This is a genomic window from Bradyrhizobium sp. Ash2021 (assembly GCF_031202265.1).
GTDB lineage: Bacteria > Pseudomonadota > Alphaproteobacteria > Rhizobiales > Xanthobacteraceae > Bradyrhizobium.
In genome coordinates this window covers 8,937,505-8,961,352 of the sequence record NZ_CP100604.1, presented here as the reverse complement: position 1 = coordinate 8,961,352, position 23,848 = coordinate 8,937,505, and the positions used below count along the sequence as shown (strand labels likewise).

The 23,848-nt window shown below is 60.5% G+C and carries 26 protein-coding genes and 1 pseudogene; 12 read left to right on the top strand and 15 right to left on the bottom strand.

From position 1 onward, the window contains the following. Positions 1–119: 119 nt before the first annotated feature. From dmeF to NL528_RS43055, 3 genes are all read right to left on the bottom strand, one after another. A complete protein-coding gene (dmeF, locus tag NL528_RS43065) occupies positions 120–1,388 on the bottom strand; it encodes a CDF family Co(II)/Ni(II) efflux transporter DmeF (protein ID WP_309180407.1) in 1,269 nt (422 codons plus the stop codon). Between the two features lie 8 nt (positions 1,389–1,396). Then, positions 1,397–1,675 (bottom strand): metal/formaldehyde-sensitive transcriptional repressor, encoded by a 279-nt coding sequence (locus tag NL528_RS43060; protein ID WP_074272746.1) that lies wholly within the window; start codon positions 1,673–1,675, stop codon positions 1,397–1,399. 514 nt (positions 1,676–2,189) lie between these two features. Next, on the bottom strand, positions 2,190–2,420 hold the full coding sequence (locus NL528_RS43055; protein ID WP_309180406.1) for a hypothetical protein: 231 nt from the start codon (positions 2,418–2,420) through the stop codon (positions 2,190–2,192). Here NL528_RS43055 and NL528_RS43050 point away from each other — a divergent pair. Further along, a complete protein-coding gene (locus NL528_RS43050) occupies positions 2,419–3,753 on the top strand; it encodes a site-specific integrase (RefSeq protein WP_309180405.1) in 1,335 nt (444 codons plus the stop codon). The two genes, NL528_RS43055 and NL528_RS43050, sit on opposite strands and share 2 nt — an antisense overlap. Before the next feature lie 33 nt (positions 3,754–3,786). Here the strand turns inward: NL528_RS43050 and NL528_RS43045 are convergent, their stop codons facing one another. Continuing rightward, the gene (locus tag NL528_RS43045; protein ID WP_309180404.1) at positions 3,787–3,984 is read right to left on the bottom strand and encodes a hypothetical protein; all 198 of its coding nucleotides are present in this window, start codon (positions 3,982–3,984) and stop codon (positions 3,787–3,789) included. A gap of 15 nt (positions 3,985–3,999) precedes the next feature. Then, positions 4,000–4,326 carry a hypothetical protein gene (locus NL528_RS43040; protein ID WP_309180403.1) on the bottom strand — a complete coding sequence of 109 codons (327 nt, stop codon included), beginning with the start codon at positions 4,324–4,326 and terminating at the stop codon, positions 4,000–4,002. A gap of 335 nt (positions 4,327–4,661) precedes the next feature. Here NL528_RS43040 and NL528_RS43035 point away from each other — a divergent pair. The 4 genes and pseudogenes from NL528_RS43035 to NL528_RS43020 form a co-directional block, all read left to right on the top strand. After that, a pseudogene (locus tag NL528_RS43035) lies at positions 4,662–4,784 on the top strand (chromate transporter); the annotation flags it as partial. Between the two features lie 55 nt (positions 4,785–4,839). Beyond that, a complete protein-coding gene (locus NL528_RS43030) occupies positions 4,840–5,232 on the top strand; it encodes a chromate transporter (protein ID WP_309180402.1) in 393 nt (130 codons plus the stop codon). Continuing rightward, entirely contained in the window at positions 5,229–5,435 is a 207-nt protein-coding gene (locus tag NL528_RS43025; protein WP_309185354.1) for a hypothetical protein, read from the top strand. The genes NL528_RS43030 and NL528_RS43025 overlap by 4 nt, the downstream gene beginning before the upstream one ends. A gap of 400 nt (positions 5,436–5,835) precedes the next feature. Then, complete coding sequence (locus tag NL528_RS43020; RefSeq protein WP_309180401.1) at positions 5,836–6,381, top strand: hypothetical protein; 546 nt, start codon at positions 5,836–5,838, stop codon at positions 6,379–6,381. Positions 6,382–8,429: 2,048 nt separating this feature from the next. Here the strand turns inward: NL528_RS43020 and NL528_RS43015 are convergent. Next, positions 8,430–9,692, bottom strand: coding sequence for an NAD(P)/FAD-dependent oxidoreductase (locus NL528_RS43015; RefSeq protein ID WP_309180400.1), 1,263 nt, complete (start codon positions 9,690–9,692; stop codon positions 8,430–8,432). Between the two features lie 275 nt (positions 9,693–9,967). Here NL528_RS43015 and NL528_RS43010 point away from each other — a divergent pair, with 275 nt between their 5' ends. Next, positions 9,968–10,486: a redoxin domain-containing protein gene (locus NL528_RS43010; protein WP_309180399.1), complete on the top strand. Its 519-nt coding sequence runs from the start codon at positions 9,968–9,970 to the stop codon at positions 10,484–10,486. On the opposite strand, the gene NL528_RS43005 is transcribed toward NL528_RS43010, so the two are convergent. Next, positions 10,483–11,499, bottom strand: a complete 1,017-nt coding sequence (locus NL528_RS43005; RefSeq protein WP_309180398.1) for a LysR family transcriptional regulator — start codon at positions 11,497–11,499, stop codon at positions 10,483–10,485. The genes NL528_RS43010 and NL528_RS43005 overlap by 4 nt on opposite strands. A 92-nt stretch (positions 11,500–11,591) precedes the next feature. Between NL528_RS43005 and NL528_RS43000 the strand changes: the two genes are divergently transcribed. Next, a complete protein-coding gene (locus tag NL528_RS43000; protein WP_309180397.1) occupies positions 11,592–12,179 on the top strand; it encodes a sigma-70 family RNA polymerase sigma factor in 588 nt (195 codons plus the stop codon). 24 nt (positions 12,180–12,203) lie between these two features. Here NL528_RS43000 and NL528_RS42995 read toward each other — a convergent pair whose 3' ends face one another. The 6 genes from NL528_RS42995 to NL528_RS42970 form a co-directional block, all read right to left on the bottom strand. After that, complete coding sequence (locus NL528_RS42995) at positions 12,204–12,842, bottom strand: DUF1109 domain-containing protein (RefSeq protein WP_309180396.1); 639 nt, start codon at positions 12,840–12,842, stop codon at positions 12,204–12,206. Positions 12,843–13,425: 583 nt separating this feature from the next. After that, positions 13,426–13,932 carry a DoxX family protein gene (locus NL528_RS42990; RefSeq protein WP_309180395.1) on the bottom strand — a complete coding sequence of 169 codons (507 nt, stop codon included), beginning with the start codon at positions 13,930–13,932 and terminating at the stop codon, positions 13,426–13,428. Next, entirely contained in the window at positions 13,926–14,732 is an 807-nt protein-coding gene (locus tag NL528_RS42985) for a DNA-binding domain-containing protein (RefSeq protein ID WP_375143955.1), read from the bottom strand. The genes NL528_RS42990 and NL528_RS42985 overlap by 7 nt, the downstream gene beginning before the upstream one ends. Beyond that, entirely contained in the window at positions 14,719–15,645 is a 927-nt protein-coding gene (locus tag NL528_RS42980) for a DUF692 domain-containing protein (protein WP_309180394.1), read from the bottom strand. Before NL528_RS42980 ends, NL528_RS42985 begins: the two co-directional genes overlap by 14 nt. Positions 15,646–15,679: 34 nt before the next feature. Next, entirely contained in the window at positions 15,680–15,985 is a 306-nt protein-coding gene (locus NL528_RS42975) for a DUF2282 domain-containing protein (RefSeq protein ID WP_309180393.1), read from the bottom strand. 1,084 nt (positions 15,986–17,069) lie between these two features. After that, positions 17,070–17,612 carry a cupin domain-containing protein gene (locus NL528_RS42970; protein ID WP_309180392.1) on the bottom strand — a complete coding sequence of 181 codons (543 nt, stop codon included), beginning with the start codon at positions 17,610–17,612 and terminating at the stop codon, positions 17,070–17,072. Between the two features lie 146 nt (positions 17,613–17,758). Between NL528_RS42970 and NL528_RS42965 the strand changes: the two genes are divergently transcribed. Then, positions 17,759–18,691, top strand: coding sequence for a LysR family transcriptional regulator (locus NL528_RS42965; protein ID WP_309180391.1), 933 nt, complete (start codon positions 17,759–17,761; stop codon positions 18,689–18,691). 213 nt (positions 18,692–18,904) lie between these two features. On the opposite strand, the gene NL528_RS42960 is transcribed toward NL528_RS42965, so the two are convergent. After that, on the bottom strand, positions 18,905–19,819 hold the full coding sequence (locus tag NL528_RS42960; RefSeq protein WP_309180389.1) for an SDR family oxidoreductase: 915 nt from the start codon (positions 19,817–19,819) through the stop codon (positions 18,905–18,907). Here NL528_RS42960 and NL528_RS42955 point away from each other — a divergent pair. Beyond that, a complete protein-coding gene (locus NL528_RS42955; protein ID WP_309180387.1) occupies positions 19,818–20,741 on the top strand; it encodes an AraC family transcriptional regulator in 924 nt (307 codons plus the stop codon). The two genes, NL528_RS42960 and NL528_RS42955, sit on opposite strands and share 2 nt — an antisense overlap. On the opposite strand, the gene NL528_RS42950 is transcribed toward NL528_RS42955, so the two are convergent. After that, positions 20,714–21,451 carry a helix-turn-helix domain-containing protein gene (locus tag NL528_RS42950; RefSeq protein ID WP_309180385.1) on the bottom strand — a complete coding sequence of 246 codons (738 nt, stop codon included), beginning with the start codon at positions 21,449–21,451 and terminating at the stop codon, positions 20,714–20,716. The two genes, NL528_RS42955 and NL528_RS42950, sit on opposite strands and share 28 nt — an antisense overlap. 18 nt (positions 21,452–21,469) lie before the next feature. On the opposite strand from NL528_RS42950, the gene NL528_RS42945 reads away from it, so the two are divergent. The 3 genes from NL528_RS42945 to NL528_RS42935 are packed head-to-tail and all read left to right on the top strand — an operon-like array spanning position 21,470 to position 23,829. Further along, positions 21,470–22,474 (top strand): alpha/beta hydrolase, encoded by a 1,005-nt coding sequence (locus NL528_RS42945; RefSeq protein WP_309180384.1) that lies wholly within the window; start codon positions 21,470–21,472, stop codon positions 22,472–22,474. Positions 22,475–22,502: 28 nt separating this feature from the next. Continuing rightward, positions 22,503–22,874, top strand: coding sequence for a rhodanese-like domain-containing protein (locus NL528_RS42940; protein WP_309180383.1), 372 nt, complete (start codon positions 22,503–22,505; stop codon positions 22,872–22,874). Positions 22,875–22,908: 34 nt separating this feature from the next. After that, positions 22,909–23,829: an MBL fold metallo-hydrolase gene (locus tag NL528_RS42935; protein ID WP_309180382.1), complete on the top strand. Its 921-nt coding sequence runs from the start codon at positions 22,909–22,911 to the stop codon at positions 23,827–23,829. Positions 23,830–23,848: the final 19 nt, after the last annotated feature.

Here is a 23,848-nt window from a genome sequence, read left to right as displayed (position 1 = left end):
TCAAATCAGCTAACCATCAGCGATTGGCGGCACGAGACTGTGGCGGCACCCTTGACGCACTTGACCACGAAATGGGTCAGATCGGAGACGAAGCGCTACAATTCCTGCTGCTGCGAAAGTCAGGGCTTGTGCGCGACCTCGACGGTGAGATGCGACAACGATTTGAAGCGCGCGAGCCGGTTGCGATAATAATCAGCCTCACGTTCCCGGCTGGTGACGACCGAAATGATCGCCCCGAGATGTCCCGGTCCGAGGCGCCAAAGATGCAGATCGGCGAGCGTGTCACCCCCGGCCTCAACCTCCTCGCGCAGCTTGTCGGCCATGCTCCTGTCGGGATTCATATCGAGCAGGATAGCGCCGGTGTCGCGGATCAGTCCGTAAGACCAGCTGGCAATGACGCAGGCGCCGACGATGCCTGCAAGAGGGTCCATCCAGAGCCAGCCAAAGGCGCGGGCGAGCAACAGGCCGACGATCACCAGCACCGATACGGCGGCGTCGGCGACAACATGGATCACGGCGGCGCGCATATTGTTGTCACGGGCCGTTGATCCATGCGCGTGTTCGTGCTCTTCGAAAACGACGGGATAATTCATCTCGCCGGTACGAACTGTTGCGGTGAATGCGTGCGGTTCAGGAATCTCGTCGTGCGACTCCAGGAAGCTGCCCTTGTCCCGCATGGCGAAAAGCTGTCGTGTGCCATCGGGACGCACGGTTTCGATTGACCACGCCTGCGCCTCGAGGGCGGAGCCGGTGATGCCGCGCAGCCGGAAGCGCGGCGGTACGCCGTCTTCAAAAACTTCGAGGACAACGAACCCGGCGGCGGTTGCGATTTGATGCGATTCGTCATGGTCCTCATGGACGTGTCCATGTCCAGGGCTATGTCCATGACCACGGTCATGGCTATGTCCATGACCGTGGTCGTCATGCCCGCCGCTCAGCAGCCATGCGCTCACGATATTGACCGCCAGGCCAAGGCAGGCAATCGGGATCGCCTCCCTGAAATGAATGGCGACGGGATCGAAAATACGACTGACGGATTCATAACCGATCAGCAACGCGATCATGGCCAGCACGATGGCGCTGGTGAAGCCGGCGAGATCGCCAAGCTTACCGGTGCCGAAGGTGAAGGCCGGATTGTTGGCGTGCTTGCGGGCGTAAGTATAGGCGAGCGCGGCCAACAGCAGTGCGCCGGCATGCGTGCTCATATGCAATCCATCCGCCACAAGCGCGATGGAACCGAACAGCAGGCCGCCGACGATTTCCGCGACCATCATCATCGCGCAGAGCCAGATGACCGCCCAGGTCCGGCGCTCGCTGGTCTCGTGCCCCTCGCCGAGGAAGACATGGCTGTGAAAGGCCGCGGCTGCGCCGCTGTTATCGTCGATCATGCGAATTCTCACTTCAGATAGGTGTGGACCACTTCGATGAGCTGATCCGCCGCGTCGGCGTTAAGCGCGCCCGGATTTTTCTCGGGGTCGACGAGATGGGTGCGGATGTGGTCCTCGACCACTTCGGCCATCAGGCCCGCGACGCCGCCGCGAACGCCCGCAATCATATGCATGATGCGCTCGCATTCCGCCTCGTCGGTCAGCGCCCGCTCGATCGCTTCGATCTGGCCGCGAATGCGGCCTACCCGGGCCAGCAGCTTCTTCTTCTCTCGCACGGTATGTGTCATGCGGGCTAGATAGGGTACCCCCCTATTCTATGTCAAGCCGGGGATCGATCGCCAGGATCAATGAAATCGTTGCCAAAAAAGGTTGACCCGCCCGGGGGGACAACCGGGCGGGTCGGGTGCGGCACGGGGTGGATGAGGCGCCCGTGCCGGACGCGGAATCCACGATCAGCGCGTTTTCAAGCGAGAGCCTGCTCGGGACTTGATCCGGGGTTAGACGGCGGTCGCGGGAAGAAAACGCGTCAAAGCAAAATCAATCAGTCGATCGTCAGTAACCGCAGTTACGCACGCGGCCGACATAGTTGCCGTAAGCGTCGAACTGGCGAACCCAGACAAATCCGACGCTTGGCAATACTGGGCAAGAGCGGGCAAGAGGTTGCAAAAACCCTAATAAAACGGGCTTAACTTTGATCGGAGGCCGCGCAATAGCGGGCTTGCACGGGCAGGGCTGGGGGCCTATTTGTAGGTAACAAGTAGGTAACAAACGAGGTCCCCCGATGCCCGTCAAGCCAACGTCCTAGACGACATCTTCAATGAGGTTGAGCGCGAGAACGAAGCCCGCACCGCTCGCGAGATCGCCGAAGAGCAAACCCCGGAAGGCATCGCCCGGAAAGAAGCCGAGCGCGCCAAAGGTATCGCCGATGACATCCGCAAGGGTCTCCGCGATGCAGACGGCACTTATATCGAACAGCCGGAAGCCGGACGACAGCGAGCCCGACGAAGCCGGGGAAGAGGACGAATAGACCATGCCGAAACTCAACCCGACGAAGGTCGTCAAAGCCATCAATGACAGTGTCGGCGTGAAGACCTTGAAGAAGATCAGCGACGGGCATTCGCTGTACCTGTTGACGCGCAACGGTCGCGGCTACTGGTCCTATGCTTGGCGCGAGGGCGCGAGCTTCCGGACCATGCTGCTCGGCACCGCTGGCACGGACCCGGGCGACCTATCGCCGCTGGCAGCCCGCACGGCCCGGGAGGCCGAGGCGACCAAGCGCCGCGAGGGCCGCCCGACAGAGCGCCGAGGGCTGGTAAACCGGAAGGCCCATCCACCCGGCGGCAAGGGCTCCGGGGCGCCTGTAGACGCCGTTGGGAAGAAGCTCTTCGGCGAGGTCGTCACGGAGTATCTAGAGGGCTACTGGCTGACCGTACCCGCGCCCGCAGGGCTAGGGAAAGGCGCGGAGCCCGCGTGGATGCCGGGCGAGGCGGAAAGCTGGAAAGGCGATCTTCAAGCCAAGTCGTATCGGCGTTGGCTCTTGAAGCGCGGCACGCTCGCAGCGCGCCCCGTCGCCGAGATCGATACAGTCGATGTGCAGTACCATCTCGCGATCTGGAACGGTAACCCGCCGACCCGTGAGAAGGTGCGCGGCATCATTGAGATCATCTTCGCCAACGCGAAGTCGAGAGGGTTCTTTACTGGCGACAACCCGGCATCGGCCGAAGTCTTCGAACATCTGCCCAAGCCGAAGGCGGAGAAGGTCGAGCACCATCCTGCAATGCTTCCCGATCACATCCCCGCGTTCATGGTCGATTTGCTGGCGCTGGGCACCATCGCGTCCCGCGCGTTGGCATTTACAATTCTCACTGCCGCACGAACTAACGAAACGCTGGAGATGCGCTGGCGCGAAGTCGATTTCAAAAACAAGGTTTGGGTCGTGGCCTATTCAAGAATGAAGGAAGACGAAGAGCATCGTGTGCCGCTGTCGCCAGAAGCGTTGAAGCTCATCGGCAAGCCGGGAAAGCCTGATGAGTTCGTCTTCCATAGCCCGACGATGGGACCCGCATCGCCGATGTGGAATAAGGCCATGCCTGACATCCTGCACAAATTCTTGAAGCGCGGGAAGATCACGACAGTCGATAACGGCCGCTGCCCGGTGCCGCACGGTTTCAGGACCTCGCTTCAAAACTGGGCTTTGAAAAACAAATTCGAGTTAGAGCTTCGAGAAATGGCGCTCGCACATTCGGTCGGCGATGCCGTCGTGCAGGCATACAGCCGGACCACGGGCCTCATCGCACGGGACCTCTACAAACTGAGGGCTCCAATGATGCTCAAGTGGAGCAAGTTCGTATGCAGCAAAATGTAGCAGCGTTGCGACCGGAGACGGCGCACTTCTCGCTTACAACTTACCCTCACGCATCTGCCGGGCGGCCCATTTGAAAACATCATCAAAGGTGCCGCCGCAAAGCTCCTTGCGATCATGCTCGCGAACTACGGCGTAGCGTCTGACTTCGACCAGCTTCAAGCCTTGGCGCTTCAAGGCATCACGTAAAGGTTTTGTCCGCTTGTCTCTCACAGGCAAGAACAGATCGGCCATTCGCTGCCTTTTCTCCTAGTGCGACGCCCGGTGATTGAGTTCGTTCACCAACTCGTCAGCCGCCTTGTAAATTTCATCAAGCGGGTGATTTCGACAATACTTGGTGATCCAGCCGCGCACAGCCGCCGCGTCCGGCAACTGGATTTGGTCGCTGGCGTGGAGGCTATAGCTCGATAAGTAACCAGCAACCCAAGCCTGATCGTAGAGCGAGAAATATTCGTCGCGCTGATTTTCCAGCCATGAGCCGCATGACCGAGAACCACCGCCGATGACATCGCGTGCCTGCGCGGTAGTAATCGAGAGCGCGATCACAGCGGCAGTCGCGAGCGAAATATGTCTCATGGTTGTGATGCTCCCGCTGGCAATCGTAGCGGAGTCCATCGGACGCGCAAGTCCCTTTGCCTAGAAAACGAAAGCCGCCGCGACGGGTTGAGATCGGCGCGACGGCTTTGCAAGAAACCGGGCGTGATACGCATCCCGTGCGGTCAATGTCGCTGCATCTCGTGAAGAAATGGTTAGGGCTAGACGCTCGGGCGTAGGCTGCTAGGATCAGGCCATCCCCACGGCGTGCCGTAAGCATGTCGTGAAGCGAACCGGCACGACGGGACCCTGCGCCAAAGGCTGCACGGGTTTGGGCACCATCCCCTCAACGGCGAATTGCGCCGGGACCGTGCCCTATGACGACTTCCGACGATCACGCCACGCATCCGCGTCTCACGCCCATCGCACGCGTGTTCGGACGCTCTGCCAACTTCACGCTTGGTGGCGGCAGTGCCACGACGGCGGTCCTGCATCACGAGTTGGTCGGCAAGCGCCGTTGGGTCACGGAAGATCGCTTCATTCTCTGCTTTGCGCTTGGGCCGCCTCACGCCCGGCACCAATCTTCTCGCCTTCTGTACGGGCGTCGGTTGGCTGTTGCGCGGCATGGGCGGCGCGGTCGCCGCTCTACTGGCGGCATCGGTCCCGTGCACGATCATGGTCGTCGTGCTCACGGCTCTATTCAGTCAGTGGCAGGAAAACCAATTCGCACAAGCTGCCATCCATGGCGCGATAGCGGCGGCGGTTGCGATCACGGTCAAGACGGTCTGGACGATTGCGAAGCCTCACTTCAAAGGGCGCGAACGCATCCGCGTCGTCATCGTCGGCGCGACCGCGTTCGCGCTGTACGTCGTCGCGGGTCTCTCAGCCATCGAAGTGCTCTTGATAGCAGCGGCGGTCCGCGCGCTCTGGCCAGCGGGGCAGCCATGAACGTCCTGCTTCTATATTTGTTGCTGCTCAAGCGCACGGTGACGGCATTCGCCGGGCTCGCATCGCTGCCGGTGATCCAAGACGCGCTCGTGTTTCACTACCACGTCTTGACCGACAAGCAGCTTAACGAGGCCGTCGTGATCACGCGAAGCACGCCGGGCGGAGTTGGTTTCCACGCGCTGGTAGCGCCTCCCGTGCGCTAATCTGGGCGCAGCCGGGGAATACAAGGTCGGCGATCTTGACCTTGTGGTGACCCTTGTATGTGGCCTCGCGGCGACGGCATGACCGGCATTCGCCGATCAACACCGAGATGTGCAATTCACTCCATGGTGAAATCGAGCGTATTGGGTCGCGACCGAGACAACCTTCGACCTGCTCTATCCTGGTTGGATTGATGGCCTTAATTCGTCTAGGCTCCCGTGAGCTAAATCAAAACACCCTTCGAGAGATCAGCTAAGGAATGTAGAAGATCGGAGAAGAGTGCCATGGCAACCGATGGAAGCACTGGCGTCATTCGCAGGTTCAGCTCAGGAACCGGACTCGCTGGCGAGCATGGATTAGTCGAGAAGGAACCTTTCCCGCGGTGAGGCGCATAACTATTCGATGGAAGTTAGATCTGATCCTTTTGAATCCGCCAAATCACACTTCTTCGATACCAGCAGCTGGGGTGAATTTTGCGACGTCACTCTAACCTTGAAGCAAGCCTGGCAGCCCGACCGCGGTGGCTGGTTAAAAATCGACGACTATCGGTGCAGACAAGCGTTTCGGCACTTCATGAACCTCCTCAACAGAGCTGTATATGGATCTGCATTTCGGCGGCACGGCAAACGCCTTCGTGTATTACCCGTACTTGAAAAAGGCGAGGTCCGCGCCCGCGCGTTACGTCCATGGGAGTGCGGCGCGTCAGGTCGATGGCATATTCATTGTGCAATTGAATTGCCCTCACACTTCGATGCCATTACCCTTGAAAAAATGATCCGCGAGTGTTGGGCGAAGGTCGAGTGGGGTCACGGCAGAATTCTTGTCCGCGACGGTGCGAACGCGGGTTGGATCGACTACATGTTGAAAGACCGTCAGAAGTCAGAGTTCGACGGTTTTCTTGACTGCATAATTATAGAGTCTTTGCACAATCCAATTGCTGACGCGTAGACGTTCTTTGGAATCGGACTCTTCACTAAGCTTGAGCAAGGGCGATTGGTTAGCAATCGCCTTGTTTTTCGCTTACGCCGCGCCAGATTGTTCGGCACCCACGCGCGAGCCCGAAATGCCGGAGAGAAAGCACGCCCGAGACCCCAGTGCTGTTTTGGCGCGACCGATCGCGTTGGCGAGCGACCCCGTAGCAGCGGGCAAGCCACGGCCTGGCCCTCGCGCGCGTAAAGGGTGACAAGAGGGGTTAACGCGGGGCCGCCGAAACCAATAAATCATAACTACGCCGCCGCGGCACCGCCCCGATCCGGTCGAGCAGCATCGCGCCGGAAACCAATAAATCTAAATTACGCCGCGCCAGATTGTTCGGCACCCACGCGCGAGCCCGAAATGCCGGAGAGAAAGCACGCCCGAGACCCCAGTGCTGTTTTGGCGCGACCGATCGCGTTGGCGAGCGACCCCGTAGCAGCGGGCAAGCCACGGCCTGGCCCTCGCGCGCGTAAGGGTGACAAGAGGGGTTAACGCGGGGCCGCCGAAACCAATAAATCATAACTACGCCGCCGCGGCACCGCCCCGATCCGGTCGAGCAGCATCGCGCCGGCGAAACCAATAAATCTAAATTACGCCGCGCCAGATTGTTCGGCACCCACGCGCGAGCCCGAAATGCCGGAGAGAAAGCACGCCCGAGACCCCAGTGCTGTTTTGGCGCGACCGATCGCGTTGGCGAGCGACCCCGTAGCAGCGGGCAAGCCACGGCCTGGCCCTCGCGCGCGTAAGGGTGACAAGAGGGGTTAACGCGGGGCCGCCGAAACCAATAAATCATAACTACGCCGCCGCGGCACCGCCCCGATCCGGTCGAGCAGCATCGCGCCGGCGAAACCAATAAATCTAAATTACGCCGCGCCAGATTGTTCGGCACCCACGCGCGAGCCCGAAATGCCGGAGAGAAAGCACGCCCGAGACCCCAGTGCTGTTTTGGCGCGACCGATCGCGTTGGCGAGCGACCCCGTAGCAGCGGGCAAGCCACGGCCTGGCCCTCGCGCGCGTAAGGGTGACAAGAGGGGTTAACGCGGGGCCGCCGAAACCAATAAATCATAACTACGCCGCCGCGGCACCGCCCCGATCCGGTCGAGCAGCATCGCGCCGGCGAAACCAATAAATCTAAATTACGCCGCGCCAGATTGTTCGGCACCCACGCGCGAGCCCGAAATGCCGGAGAGAAAGCACGCCCGAGACCCCAGTGCTGTTTTGGCGCGACCGATCGCGTTGGCGAGCGACCCCGTAGCAGCGGGCAAGCCACGGCCTGGCCCTCGCGCGCGTAAGGGTGACAAGAGGGGTTAACGCGGGGCCCAGTGCTGTTTTGGCGCGACCGATCGCGTTGGCGAGCGACCCCGTAGCAGCGGGCAAGCCACGGCCTGGCCCTCGCGCGCGTAAGGGTGACAAGAGGGGTTAACGCGGGGCCGCCGAAACCAATAAATCATAACTACGCCGCCGCGGCACCGCCCCGATCCGGTCGAGCAGCATCGCGCAGAAACCAATAAATCTAAATTACGCCGCGCCAGATTGTTCGGCACCCACGCGCGAGCCCGAAATGCCGGAGAGAAAGCACGCCCGAGACCCCAGTGCTGTTTTGGCGCGACCGATCGCGTTGGCGAGCGACCCCGTAGCAGCGGGCAAGCCACGGCCTGGCCCCGATAACTACGCCGCCGCGGCACCGCCCCGATCCGGTCGAGCAGCATCGCGCCGGCGAAACCAATAAATCTAAATTACGCCGCGCCAGATTGTTCGGCACCCACGCGCGAGCCCGAAATGCCGGAGAGAAAGCACGCCCGAGACCCCAGTGCTGTTTTGGCGCGACCGATCGCGTTGGCGAGCGACCCCGTAGCAGCGGGCAAGCCACGGCCTGGCCCTCGCGCGCGTAAGGGTGACAAGAGGGGTTAACGCGGGGCACCCAGTGCTGTTTTGGCGCGACCGATCGCGTTGGCGAGCGACCCCGTAGCAGCGGGCAAGCCACGGCCTGGCCCTCGCGCGCGTAAGGGTGACAAGAGGGGTTAACGCGGGGTTTCGAAGGTGAGATAATTCCACAGCCAGTTCGCGCCAACGGCGATGCGGTTGCGGAAGCCAACCAGGAAATAAATGTGGGCGGTGGACCACAGCAACCACGCAGGCAGACCGGAGATCCGAAGTGTGCCGATCTCCGCGACGGCACGCTTGCGTCCGATGGTCGCGAGATTTCCCCAGTTCCGATAGCGGAAGGGCAACGGCGCCCGGCGGCCGGTGAACCGTGCGAGCAGCGAGCGGGCAACATGCATGCCCTCCTGCTTGGCCGCGGGTGCTACGCCAGGCACCGGACGTCCGCTCGCGTCGACCAGGCTTGCGGTATCACCGATCACGAAAATCTCGGGATGACCGGGGACGCTCAGATCCGGCTCGACCTTGACGCGGCCGCTGCGGTCGGCGTCGGCATCAAGCCATTTGGCGGCATCGGAGGCCTGCACGCCGGCCGCCCAGATCACTGTCGTGGTTGCGATCCTCTCATCGCCGATCCTCACGCCGTAGTCGCCGATATCGGTTACGCGACCGTTCAACCTAATCAGCACGCCTAGTCCCTCGAGTGCTTTGCGTGCGGCATCGCCCAATTTGGCCGGAAAGGTCGGCAGCAGCCGTTCACCCGCTTCGACCAGTATGATCCTGAGACAACGGCGGGTGATGAAGCGAAAGTCCATATCGGTGGCGTGGCGCGTCAGCTCAGCAATGGCGCCCGCTAATTCCACGCCGGTCGGCCCTCCGCCGACCACTACGAAGGTGAGATATTCGTCGCGGTCTGGCAGGCTTTCCTGGCGGATCGTCTCGGCACGTTCCATAGCGAGCAGAATGTTTCGCCGGACCTTGGTCGCGTCGTCGATCGTTTTGATGCCAGGGGCGTGCTCCGCCCATTCGTCGCGGCCGAAATAGCTGTGGCGGGCCCCCGTTGCGATCACCAGTGCGTCATATTCAAGTGTGTTTCCGTCCGAGAGTAGAACGTGGCGCTGGCTGGTATTCACGCCCGTCACCTCGGCTAGGAGAACACGCGTCTCCTTCTGACGCTTGACGATGGAACGGATCGGCGCCGCGATGTCGGCCGGCGACAATCCCGCGGTCGCCACCTGATAGAGAAGCGGCTGAAAGACGTGGTGGTTCTGGCGGTCGACAATTGTGATAATAGTACCGGAATTCGCAAGGCCTTGCGCGACCGCCAGACCGCCAAAGCCGGCGCCGATGACGACGACACGTGGCACGGCGTCGCGGCCGGGTAACCGAGGAACAGGTGGCATGATCGGGTCCTTTCGCGAACTTGGATGCTCAATCCTACTCCGGCTCATTCGGGCGTTTGGTTACAGGTCGATGGATACGTGGGAGGCATGAACTTCATGCCGAGTGATGCCTTCTGTCCGGCGCTGCGCTCGGTCAAAATGGATGCATGATGAAGAGGCCCTCGCTTTCCGAGAAGCTCGATTACCTCCGCGGCGCCTCGCCCAGGTGGCGCGAGCGGTATGACGAATTCGTCGCACGGCTCCGCGCGCTGGAGATCGGCGCGCACGCGCCTCGGGTGGGTGATCGCTTTCCCGAAATCGCGCTGCCTGATTATCGCGGGCGCCATTGCACGCTAGACAGGCTTTTGGCCGGCGGCCCGCTTGTGCTCAGTTTCAACCGCGGCAGCTGGTGTCCTTATTGTGTCAGCGAGTTGGAAAGTTGGCACGCAGCTCTACCCGGGCTCAAGGCAGCCGGCAGCAAACTCGCTATCGTCACGGCAGAACTCGGTGGCCGGAGCCAAGCGCTCGGCGACATTGTCGGGCCGGACGCGGTAACACTCTGCGACGTCGATCATGGCTTAGCACTGGAATTAGGTTTGGCGTTCCATGTCGGACCAAATTTGATCGCCGACTATCGTGAGATCGGGATAGATTTGAACGAGCTTTACGGAGGCGCGGCCGGACTGCTTCCTGTGCCGGCAACTTTCGTCGTCCGAACGGACGGCATCATCGAATATGCGTTTGCCGATCCCGATTTCAGGCTCCGCGCGGAGCCTCAACATGTCGTCGGTATCGTCGCCTCATTGACGCGCTAATAGTGACCATTCCAGGCGCGGGCGCGCGACGCGCGTACGAAGGCATCGGCCGCAACGGACCGGCGCCGACCGGCAATCGCCGCGAGCACAACACTGCGGGAAGCCTCCACTCCCGAGAGAGGGAGCACCGCAAGCCGTGTGCGATCGCGTGGCGGAGGCAAAAAGGCGCTGCCAAGCCCGGCCAACACAAGCCTGCGAAGATGGACTGCGCTGTCCGCGCGATGCCGGAATGCCGGTTCAAACCCGGCCGTTTTGGCGGCATCGCGCAGAGCCCGGGCTCCGTCGCCGCGACATTCGATCCAGATTTCGTCGCGTATGTCGTCGAGCGTGACCGCGTCTCGGGCCGCCAGCGGATGCTCGGCCCTCGTGACCACGTGATAGACATGATCGAACAGCGACCAGGCTTCGAATCTGTCCGGCGCGTCCTCGGGCACTTCGACAATGAAAAGATCGAGCGCGCCGTTCAGGCCGAGTTCGATCATCTCTTCGGACGAGCCACTTTGCAAAGTGAGTTCGAATCCCGGGAGGTCGGCGCCGATTTCCTCCAGCACGGCGTCTAGAGCGTCATTCTCGATCGTCGCCGCAATCCCGAGGGTCAGCGGTGTTACCTGTGCCTTGCCGATCTCGCGCGCCAGAACCGTTGCGGCCTGCGCGGCTTCATAAGTACGCTCGAGGTGCGGCAGCATCTGACGGCCGAGGTCGGTCAGATGGGTTCGCGATCGCTCCCGGCGGAACAGGGGGCCATGGAACTCCTCTTCGAGCTTCTGGATTGCGCGGGTGAGCGACGGCTGCGTGACGTTGCATTCTTCCGCCGCGCGGGTGAAATTCAGGCATCGCGCCATGGCCAGAAAATATCGAACCTGATGCATCTCCATGGGCGGTTTATGCCACGGGGCGGCCGAAATTGCACGTGTCGTGGCCCAGTACGAAGTAGCCGACCGTTTGAGACCTTTCCTTCGATCACAACCGGTTGAGTGATGCGCTGTCCGGCATAGCCGCCGCGCATCGAACACATAAACGCAGGTGACGTTCACTTATATTCCCGTCTGAGCGAGTTTGGCATCGGAAAAGGGCGAGGCGATCGCCTTTGATGGAGACCGCTTCCATGCTCGCCGTCGTCAGGAAACCTCCCCGTGAAGAAACGGCCTTGCCCGCCGCGGCCGACGACTGCTGGGGCGATCTGATGGCCGCGGCCCAGCGTGGGAACGGCGGAGCCTACACACGTCTTTTGACCGAAGTCGATGGTTGGCTGCGCCGCTATTACGCGCGCCGCCTGCCGCCCTCGATGGTGGAGGATGCTGCACAGGACACGCTGCTCACGCTTCACGTCCGCCGCCACACCTACGAACCCGGCCGCCCCTTCAAGGCATGGCTCGCCGGCATCGCACGGTACAAATGGATCGACCGGCTGCGTGCGCTGGAACGTGACCCCGCAGCCCCCTCTGCCGAGGGCATGTCCGAGGACATCGCGATCGACGATCATGGCCCCGCGATCGTCTGCGCGCTCTTGCTTCGCGAGCTTTTGAGCCAATTGAGGCCCTCCGAGTCGGAAGTGATTAGGCTGGTGAAACTCGAGGGGTTAAGCATCGAAGAAGCGTCCGAACGCACGGGTCAGTCGACCTCGCTGGTGAAGGTGAACATCCATCGCGGCCTTAGCCGGCTTTGCGAAATCGCCGCCGCGGAGGTTATCTGATGAACATTTATGCGGGCAGCATCGCTACCAGCGCAGCAAATATGGGCCGGTGATGGCGCCGAACGCGGTGCTGATTGCGATTCCAAGTGTATACCAGACCAGAACAAAGCCGGCTCCGCCCTCTTCGCATGCGAGCGTGTACACGGTTGCGGCGATGCCGCCCGATACCAATCCGGCCAAGGCACCCGTCGCTCGCAGGCGCAGCGGCGCCTGTCGGCGGATCGCCCAGCATGCGCCGGCAAAGACAGGCACCGACAGGCCCGCGATACGCAGCGAGCACCGCTGCCAGGTCAAGCCCAACCATAGCGAAACGGTGTCGGTGTCTGATGTCGTCGTCTGCCACAAAGCGAGCCCTCCCAGGAGAACCATCAGAGTAGCGAAGAGTTTCCGGCGGTCGAGAACCCGGTCTCCTGGACGCAGCATCGGCATGAGCATGGATCCAGCGATCGCTGTAAGCAAGAGCGCGTAGCACACCTTCATCGCCATGGGGCCACCGCGGGCGATGCTGAGCAGGTCAGGCTGCACGCCATAGATCACCAGTACAAGCACAATCGAAACCACGGCGCCAAGGCCCAGGCCCACGAGCAGATCGTTGCGTGTCTTCCCAGGACGAACCGGAGTAAGGTCATTCGCAAGCGCGCGGATCAGTTCCGGACTCTTCAAATTGATAGACTTTCAAGTTGGCGATCCGCAACGAATGTGGAGGAAGTGACGGTTTCTTCGATAATCCGCGCACCCGCAATGAAAGGTTACAGAATTCCGCGGCAAGTGAGCCGAAATTTCAGTCGGACGGGCCGAGCGATATCTGGAGTCTGTTCCAAGCCTATTGGCGCAATCCGTGCAACGCGACATGGGACGCCTTTTCGGGCTGCACTCACCGGTGAGGCTATACGCATGCAATACCAGCACAGTGCCGGCCGAGCTCCTCGGTGGCTAAACGTTTGACCAATTTGCGTGGGCAAGCCGGGCGCGCGCGACATGCTCGATCTGATCCTGAGTTATCGAACGAATGTGGGCCCACTGCCCCGACTTCCAACGTTATTTCCGAGAGCGGCAACCGCCACTGCTTGCGGCGTGACAATGTCCCATAGGGCGCCGAAGCGTACAGACGCGATCTGTCAAGGCCGAGATGCAATTCTTCGACCTTGGGCATTTCGGCGTCGAAATGCATCTTGCCGAAATCAGCGCTCTGATGCGAACCCTCCTGGTAAGGACGTAAGCAGGCAGCTCGAATGAACATGCCTGCTCACAGCTTTTCCAATCCACGACCGATCGCATGGTCGATCGAGGCGCGTCCGGGTCCCCAGGCCATGATGCCAAGCGCCATCGCGGCCCAGGTGATGTGGATTGGCCAGCCGTCGGGCACGGTCAATTCCACGATGATCGTCATGAATAGAAGGCCTAGTGCCGCGAAACGCGTCGCCAGCCCGAGGACAAGCAGGATCGGAAACATGATCTCGCCCGATCCGGACAGGAACGCAAAAACGGTCGGCGCCGGAAAGGGATAAGGTCCGCCAGGCAGATGGAGCATGAATTCGTCGGTGAATAGCGTCACCGCGGTGTCGCTGAGCTGGAGAAAACCGGTCCATTTCAGGATACCGGATTTCCAGAACGGGACGGCCAAGGCTACTCGCGTGACGAGTTGGACGATATCCGGATGCGCGATCAATCGGACGATCTCGATCGCCCAATCCACCAGCGCCACAACATTTTGGCGAAGGCTTCCGTTCGCCGGTTGATCGGTCATCACCATCGTGGATCTCCATCCTTGATTGTCGTGAAAACACCGGCATCAATCATGCCGGCAAGATTGGCGGGGAGGTCGAAGCTTGGGGTCACCTCCAGCGCAGCTGACACAGCGACGCCAAGCGGGGCTCCTTCGATCAACCGGGCGAGGAAAGTCGATGCGCCCGCGGGAAGGTGCCGGACCGCGACGTCCAGGCCGGGTCGGGTGATCAGCGCATCCTCAGCATCGGCAGCGTGGTCTGGCTCCGGTCGCCCCTCGTCGCGATAGGCTGAGAAAATCGAAACTGCACAAAAACGCGAACACACGAGCCGAACGGCCGGGTGTGGCACGAACATCAGGTCCGCCAGCCTGGCAGCCGGGACGGATCCCAGGACCGCTGCGCTCAGAGTTTCGGCGTCGGCCGCATGATAACAGTCCAGCCATGCTCGCTCGATCCGGGCCACGTCCGTCAACCAGGGCAACGATTGCGCATACTGGTATCGTGCGACGAAATCGGGGAAATCGCTGCCATATTCGAACAGCAACGGGGAGCATGGCGGGTTGGCACGCACGTAGAACCGCGCCATGGCTCGAAAGAACTCCGCGCCCGTGATGCGTTGGACAGCTGGATAGATCGAGCCCAACGCCTCGATCAGGCTGACCGTGACGTTATTGCGGTAAATGTTGTAGCGTTTAGCTGCCGTCTTCCCGTTGGGGCCAGCCACGCCGTCGGGCGTGGCCTGTTTCGGATCGAGCAAGCCTGCGGAGAACAGCGCTCCATAGTCTGGCCTCGCTCCGCTGCTTTGCGAGGGATCAGCGGGCAGCACAGGTCGCTCCGCCCGCGAAGGCCTGTGCGTGACGATCCAAAATCGCTTGCGCCGCGATGGCTTCAGCTTTGAGCACGGACCAATCGGGAATCTTGCTGTCCCACTCCACCAGAGTCGGAATCGGCCCGCACCGGCCGGCGACGATGTCGAACAGCGTCCACACCGCATCGGCAACGGGGCCGTCATGGCTGTCGATCAGAAGACGTTCGCCGTCGTCGTCGGTCTGTTCGGCATGCCCCGCGAGGTGAATTTCCCCGACCCGATCGAGCGGAAAATCGGCGAGGTAGTCGAGCGCCGAGAAGCCTTGGTTAGTGGCGGACACGAAGACGTTGTTGATATCGAGCAGCAGCCCGCAGCCTGACCGTCTGGTCAATTCGCGAATGAAATCGGTCTCGCTCATCGTGGATTCGCGAAACAACACGTAAGTGGATGGATTTTCCAGCAGAATGGGCCGGCCAATCGTCTCCTGAACCTGATCGAGGTGGTCGGCGACCCGCGCAAGCGTCGTCACCGTGTAGGGAAGCGGTAGAAGGTCGTTGAAATAGGTTGTGCCGTGAGTCGACCACGCCAGATGTTCTGAGACAAGCGCCGGCTCATAGCGTTCGACCAGTGAGGCGAGCCGTCCGAGATGGGCTAAGTCGATCGGCTGGGGGCCGCCGACCGACATGCAGACGCCGTGCAGCGAAACCGGATAATCGCGTCGGATATTTTCGAGTGCGTGGTGAGGTGGCCCGCCCGATCCCATGTAATTTTCAGCATGAACCTCAAAGAAGCCATGCCGTGGTCGCTCGGCGAGAATTTCGCTGAGATGTTCGGGCTTGAAGCTGGTGCCCGCCAAACCCACGATGGAGTGAGCTGGAAAGCGGAGCACAGCGGATCCTTGCCGGTCCGCAAATTTCATCATCGCATTCATCGGCTGCCCCGCTTTCCATCAGATCGTTGTCGAATTACAGGGCAGTCAGCGAGCCGGTCTTGCCGCCAGGTACTTGAATGGAAGCGCAGGTCCCGTGCTGGACGAACTTCCAGGAATTGCCCTGAAAATCCATCGTCGAGGTCCCCTGGCAAGTGGTCCCCGGTCCAGCCGCGCAATCGTTCTGTCCCTTGAGCGCGACGCCGAAGCACTTTTCCTTGTGGGCTGCAGTCGCGGCGTCCATCTCAGCCTTCGTCAAGGGAGCGGCGAATGAGGCCGAGGCGAGTGCGGTCGTGACGGCGCTCGCGAGCAGCGCTGTCGTAACTTTAGTTCTGACTGACATGAAGTTCTCCAATAAAATGTGAGTGCAGCGGCTATCCCGGTGCACATGGAGAAGTCCGCGTCGCTGAGGATCAAAGTTACATGGTCACGGCGTCGTGATTACAAATTTCGTGATCGGGACTCACCGCAAGTGGGCATTAAAGGCAAGGCCGAACCTGAGCGGGGACTTATCACTCACCCATTCGTTTCCGAAACAACTGAGGCGTGAACTGCGAGTCGCCGATATCGTCGACCTGTCGGCGCAGTGACGTGACGGGCGATCGAGGGCGGCTTCGATGGTGCCGAAGGATCGCTCCCGCATGGCCTCGGAGAAACATCGCGCGATGGGCACGGATTTGAGGACAGCTAGCGAGATGCTGGATCGCACGAGAGCGTAGATCGGCGTAGCAAATCGTCGCGCCGGGTAACGGGGAAACAACCTTAACCCCCGACCTTGGTGTTGTTGTTTAGCGATCCGCTGCCGGACGGCCAGCAGACTCAATGTCTTCCATAGCCATTCCTACATGAGCCCACCGTTGCATGCTCGAGTTCTGCCCGAGCGAAATGCTGACCACGCTGACCGCGCAGGTTGTCCGATTTGCTCGCCCCAATATCCAAATCTACGACACGCACGTAGTCGACCTGTACCAATAGGTCTGGGCGCGATATCTCGTTGGCATGAAGGGTGCAGATACAAAAGAAAAGCGCGATTGAATTCGGCACTCGACCGAATTTCAGAACGGATTACGCTGCCTGCCAGCCTAAAGGTCCGCTCCGGAGGCCAACTACCGAAGACTGAAATTCACTTATGATTTCAATCAGATATGGCGGAGAGGGAGTCAGTCAACTCCCATTGAAAGATAAAGGATTTTCGACTTTCCTGGACCAAAACCCACCATTTGAGCTACGGCCGAAAGCTGGTGTTTCGCCTCCAAACGTTTTCATAGGATCCGTCGTGGGTCATCCAGGTGCTGGCCCAACCCTTCAATTCCGTCGGCGGTGGACAGCGGGGTTGGTTAGCGTTGCCCTCCGAAGCCAAAGGTCACACGTTCTCTCCCACATGCCGTGCCGCTAGAGGTTTTCTTCAGCAAGCTGCTGGAGCTGCCTCAGAGTCCGATCTCTTCTGCGGAGGGATGGCGACCTTGGAGGATGTCCTGGACATTCTTGTCACTTAGGCCGGGTCCCGTGATCTCGATACCGAATTGAAGCGCGATGCGGGAACGTCCTGGGATATCATCTTCCGTGAGGTTCGCTGCTTCGGTTGCAGCAAAAAACGTCTCAAAACCCGCAGGCACCACGTCGCAGAGGAAGCCAATCGGCTCATCCCCAAAGTGACGCCAGGCATGTTCGATACCCTTCGGAAGTTTGACGACATCGCCGACCTCAATCGAGCCGCTGAGTTGAGGCGTCCAGAAGACGGCGCGACCACGCACGACGCGCAGGATCTCATCCTCCCGATGATGAACATGCCTCGGGACAATAAATCCGGCCGGTGCCTGATAATCGAACACGCCGAACGCGCCGCCGGTTTCTGCCCCGGAGAGACGGATGTGCGACTGTTCCCCCCAAGGCAGATGTGCGCGTCGAAAATCTTGAACCTTCGATATGCTGACCACCGTTTCGGGCGTATTTTCGTAAGACTGATCCATGCCGACTACTCCATTAGAGGCTTCAATTGGCGCCCACCAGCGATGTAATTACTCAGCACGCTGAACATCTTCTATCTCGTTCCCCGGATAAACCATCGTCGCGGAAACACATTGGACACTGTGAGTAAATAATCTACGCTGCCGACATGGATCGCCTGGCTAGTCTCGAAGCGTTCGTGCGGGTCGTGGACGAAGGTAGTTTCACGGCTGCCGCCCGATCGCTTCGGCTATCGCCCGCCATGGTCTCCAAGCATGTGAATGCTCTGGAGCGGCGGCTTGGTGCGCGGCTGCTCCACCGCACGACACGCCGCGTTGCTCTCACCGAATCGGGACGCATTTTCTACGATGAGGCAACGACTATCCTTCGCGCCCTTGATGAGGCTGAGCGCGCCTTGTCCGCACGCTCCGGACAGCCCACAGGCCTTGTTCGTTTCACCGCCCCTGTCGCCTTCAGCGAGCGGTACGTCGCCCCACTCTTGCCGAAGCTGATCCGTCGCCATCCGGGGCTCGAAATCGATCTCGTGTGCGATGACAACGTGATTGATCTCGTCCAGGGCCGTTTTGATGCGGCGCTTCGCATTGGCAAGCTGCCGGACTCAAGCTTGATCGCGCGTAAGCTTGCCCCCGTCGACGTTCTCGTTTGTGGCTCGCCATCCTATTTTGCCAAGCACGGGCACCCGGCAGTGCTTGATGACCTCATGGGTCACGTTTGCATCGGTTACGAATACCAATGGACGGGCGAAGGTTGGGGCTTTCAAACGGACGGCGGGAAAAGCGACATCGTACTTCGGTTGAGTCGGACGCCTTATCGGTCCAACAATGCCGAGATGCTTCTTGCTTTGGCCATCGAGGGCTTCGGTCTTGTACAGCTTCCAAGCTTCATCGTCGGTCCGGATGTTGCGGCTGGTCGGCTGGTTGCAGTCCTGACCCAATACAAGCCCATTGAGCGCTGGGTTCACATCGTCTACGCGCCCGGCCGACATCTACCCGCAGCCGTGAAGGCGCTCAGCGACTTTTTCGCGAGCGCTTTCCGTGTGCCGCCTTGGACGGCGCCTCATTCTCCCTTTCCGCGCTCTTGAAGCTGCTCGCGGCCTCTTTCGCATTAGCTCCCGACAGACAACCTGGCAGCACCGGAAGCCTCGATATGCTGTCCCGTCACCCACCGGAAATCATCCGAAAGCACAGTCGCTCTCGCGTGCCAACGTCGTCCGCTTCGCCGAGGCGTCCAAGCGCAGTAGTGCCAGCGATCTGCTCGTTACCGGCGAGCGATGACGAGTGTTCGACGGCTATTGCTATGGCACGGCGTAGGTTTGGCGTTTCGACGCCAGGAAATCATCTTCGCTCAATCCAGCCCGCATCTTCGCGCTGGCCACCGAATCCGCTCCGGCAGGGTATCGGAGGGGTGCGCCGGTGTCGTTCGCCGCCCGAAGTACCGCGTTGGCAACATCTTCGAGAGTCGTTGTGAGTTCGGGGAGATTGCTCAACCGGGCGTCTAGCTGCGGCTGGTAGGGCGCCGGAAACGAGCTCGCATCGTTGAACGCGATCATGGTCGTTCGGAACCTGGTGTCCGGTCCGTAACCGGGCTCCACCAACTTCACATGGATGCCAAACGGCGCGAGCTCATGATAAAGCGCCTCCGAGAAGCCCTCGATAGCTGTTTTGGTAGCAGTATACGCCGAAACCAGAGGCGAGGGATTGAAGACTACGCTGGATGTCACGTTGACGATCGCACCCGAACCGCGCTCGCGCATGTGAGGGACGATTGCGCGGACCATCGCGATGGTGCCAAGCGTATTGGTTTCAAACAAGCGGCGGATCATTTCGTCCGAGGTCGTTTCGAGCGGCAAGAACACCCCGAAGCCGGCATTGTTGACGAGGACGTCGACGCTACCGAAGGCATTGATCGCTTCGCCGACAGCCGCCCGGACGCTCTGCGCATCCGTCACGTCGAGCGCAATCACGCGCAGATTGTTCGAGCTTGCGCTGAAGAGGCCGTCTTGTGGCCGGCGCATCGTCGCAATGACGTTCCAGCCGTTGTCCAGGAAGAGTTGTGCGGTCGCTTTGCCGAAGCCCGACGAGCTACCAGTAATTAGAACTGTTTTCATGCATTTCCATCCTTTAGCGAGATCGCGATGGAAAGCTAGCTGCCCGCAGCAGGACTGCCTATAATTGTCCGTCCGCAATCCATTATAGACCGTCCGGAACATGGAACCACTTGCCGACGTAATCACCTTGCTGCGCCCTCGCGCGGTCGGAACGAAGGTTATCGAAGGGGCCGGACGTTGGGCCGTACGTCGCTCGCGAATGAATTTTGCCGGCTTTGGCCTCGTGCTGATCGGCGAGTGCTGGCTCGCAGTGGATGACCACAAACCCATACGTCTCGCCAAAGGCGATTTCGTCTTGGTGCCTTCCAACCCAGGCTTCACGATCGCCAGCGACCTCGCATGCGAAGTCGTCTCAATCGATGCGCGGGGGTCGTTGGACTGTCAGGCCAGCGGGGTCCGATACGGTGATCCAGATCTCGAGGCGGAGTTCAAGCAGCTCGGTGGTTATTTCGAATTGGACTCCGCCAACCGCAGCCTGCTCGGCGGTCTGCTGCCGGCTCTTGTCCATATCCGGGCTTCCGATCCCGCCGCGGGGCGACTTAAGCGCACGATTGACTCGATCGTCGAGGAGGCACTCGCCGACCGACCGGGCCGCGATCTCGTCGTCGATCGTCTCATCGAGGTTCTGCTCGTGGAGGCTCTGCGGTTCCGCGCCGAAGGCGTGGAAGCCATCGGACAACACGGCCTCCTTGTGGGGCTCGCTGATCCGCTTCTCGCCCGCGCCCTGAGGCGACTCCATAGCGACGTGGCTCACGCATGGTCAGTGGAGGAACTCGCCAGGGAGGCGGGTCTATCCCGCTCAGTCTTCAGCGAGCGTTTCAGTCAGAAGGTCGGCGTGCCCCCGATGCAATATCTGATGGAATGGCGCATGGCCCTCGCCAAAGCCATGCTCCAGCGCGACGCTCCCCCCTTGGAGTCCGTTGCCGCCGCAATCGGCTATCAGTCGGCAAGCGCCTTCAGCACCGCCTTTCGCCGGGAGGTTGGCAGCCCGCCTAGTCACTTCGCTCGCACCACAGCCGGCTGAGCATTAGTCAGCGGCACGGTTCCGAGGTTCCGCAGTACGATCTCGTCGGTCAATTTCAGCATCCGGTGCATTCGAGCAATTGCAGACCCGGTGCCGCGGAACGTAATGAGCCGTCGCGCGAGGGCCTCCTCAAGACGGGAATAGCCCGTCCAGACCTTCGTAAAGGCACCCAGATCGGCCTCGATCATGACATCGAGATTCTGCCCGGGATCTTTCAGACACACCTCGATCTCGTCTTGCCGAATCAGCAGCCACCAATGGCGCGGATTGCGGCTGCCCTTGGGGATGCCCCTGAAATCGAAGCGCAGAACAAATTCCTGCGCTGGAATATCCTTGCGATCGATGTGCTGGCGTATTCCCCCTATCAGCAACTTTGAATCGAGATCGTCGGGGCCGACCAGACCCTGCCCCCACTTGAGCCCCCATTCGCCCATCATCTCGATCATTGGCCGAAACGCCTCCCCGGCTTCCGTCAGCGCATAGATGTGGCCTCGACCCTTTTCCTTCGTATCGGGATGAACGACGCCGGCGACCGCCAATTCCTTCAGGCGTTGTGACAGCATGGTTCTGGAGATCAGCGGAATGGCCGCCAGGAAATCACCAAAGGACCGGGGGCCATAGTATAGCTCGCGGACGATCAGCGGCGACCATCGATCGCCGAAGATCTCAGCCGTCTTTGCGACGGGACAAAACTGACCGTATCGGATCATGGGTTCGATCTAGTCACGTTGGCGTCAAGCAACAGGTGTGTTTTCCGTACTAATCCTGGAAAAACCGAGCCCTGGATGTGTGGTCGAAGCCTCGCGCTTTCAAGCGAAACAGGCGGCTTCCAGTCGATCCGAACGGGCCTTTCGCCAAGTACGGAATACAAACTTGATTTCCAGGCCCGGGGCGACGATTTCTGGTCGTGTATCGAGCGGCGATCTCCTAGAAGGCTTCAATCAGTTTCCATGCGAGGGCCCGCAACCAGCAACACCCCGGGAGTGATGATGATGGATACGGTAAAAAAGACGTTTGTTCTCGTTCACGGCGCCTGGCACGGCGGCTGGTGCTACCGTCACACCGCGGCAGCGCTGCGCAGGATGGGGCACGAGGTTTTCACACCAACCCATACCGGCGTCGGCGAACGCGCTCATCACGCGGATCAAAACATCAGCCTCGAAACCCACATTCGCGACGTCGCGGGCTGCATCGAGGCCGAGGAAATCAGCGACATCATTCTCGTCGGCCATTCCTACGGCGGCATGGTGATAACGGGTCTGGCCGACCGGATGGCCGACCGTATCAAAGCACTTGTCTATCTTGATGCGTTCGTACCTGACGACGGTGAGTCTCTGATGGCGCTGCTGCACAAGGCGGTCGAGCCGGCGGTGGCCGCACAATTCATCGGCGGCTTTCACAGCGCAGCCCTGGAAAAGAATAGCGGGATGACGCAACCGCTCACGGCGGAAATGCTTCACGTCTCGCCTGAAAATCGCGAATGGGTGAACCGGCGCTGCGTCCCGCAGGCGCTTGCCACCTTCGAGATGCCGGTCTTGCTATCGGGCAAGATCGAGAACGTGAAGCGCCGCCACTACATCCTGGCCGATGGCTGGGACCCTAGTCCGTTCCGATACTTCGCCAGGAAATATACCGGAGCACCGGGATGGGACGTCATCAAGCTCCCCAGCGGGCATGATGTCATGGTGGACCTGCCGAACGAACTGGCCGCATCCCTCGCCAAAATATCGTAGCGAACACGGCAACGTGGAGGAGATCAAGATGACGACAAGCGTCAAACAGATGCTGGAAGCTGCGAACGCCACTGTTCCGAAAATCACGCCAGAACATGCCGCCGGCATGATGGCGAATGGCAACACCCTTGTCCTTGATGTACGTGACGCGCCTGAGGTCGCCGCAAGCGGAAAGATCGCCGGAGCCGTCAACGTGTCACGCGGCATGTTGGAATTCCGCGCCGACCCGGAATCCTCCTATCACGACAAGAATTTTGAAAAGGGAAAAACCGTAATCCTGTATTGCGTCTCGGGCGGACGAGCAGCCCTCGCTGGCCGGCTGCTCAAAGATATGGGTTACGACGATGTCTACAATCTCGGTGGCTTCAAAGACTGGACCGGCGCGGTCGACAAAACTTGAATTGAAAGACACGGGGAGCCGAAGAAAGAGACGCATGAGCAGCCACGTCCAATCGCCATCGATCCGCGGCCATTTTGTCCGCGAACCCCAGGTTAACAGCTTTTTCGACCCGTACAGTTGCAGCGTGCAATATGTGGTCTCTGATCCCTGCACCGGACGTTGCGCGCTTGTTGATCCGGTGCTCGACTATGACGAAAAGTCCGGAGCGACGGCCACGTCTTCGGCCGACGCCCTGCTTGCCTTCGTGAGCGAGCGGAACCTCACGGTCGAATGGATTCTCGATACCCATCCCCATGCCGATCACTTTTCTGCAGCAGCGTATCTCAAGGAGAGGACGGGCGCGAAGACGGCGATCGGAGAGCGCGTCACGAACGTGCAGCGACTCTGGAAGGAGATTTATAATCTGCCGCCAGCTTTTAGGACGGACGGCTCACAATGGGACCAGCTGTTCGCTGATGACGATATCTTCCACATCGGCGATCTGGAGGCGCGCGTCCTGTTCTCTCCCGGCCATACGCAGGCGTCGGTCACCTACGTCGTGGGCGAGGCAGCCTTCATCCATGACACGCTTTTAATGCCCGATTTCGGCACGGCGCGTTGCGATTTTCCCGGCGGCGACGCACGCGCGCTCTGGCGTACGATCGAACGCATCCTGGCGCTACCCGATCAGACACGCCTGTTCACGGGCCATGACTACATGCCTGGAGGTCGCCCTCCCGCCTGGGAAAGCACCGTGGCTCGCCAGCGCGCCCAGAACATTCACCTTGCCGAGGGGCGCTGCGAAGCGGAGTTCGTTGCCCTTCGCCACGCGCGCGACGCAACATTACCGATGCCGAAGCTCATTCTGCACGCTTTACAGGTGAATATCGCAGGAGGACGTATGCCTCCCGCCGATGACGACGGCCGGCATTATCTAAAGATACCGCTTAATGCGCTTGCGGCCTTCTGCAAATGATCGCGTGCCGCTGAGGATG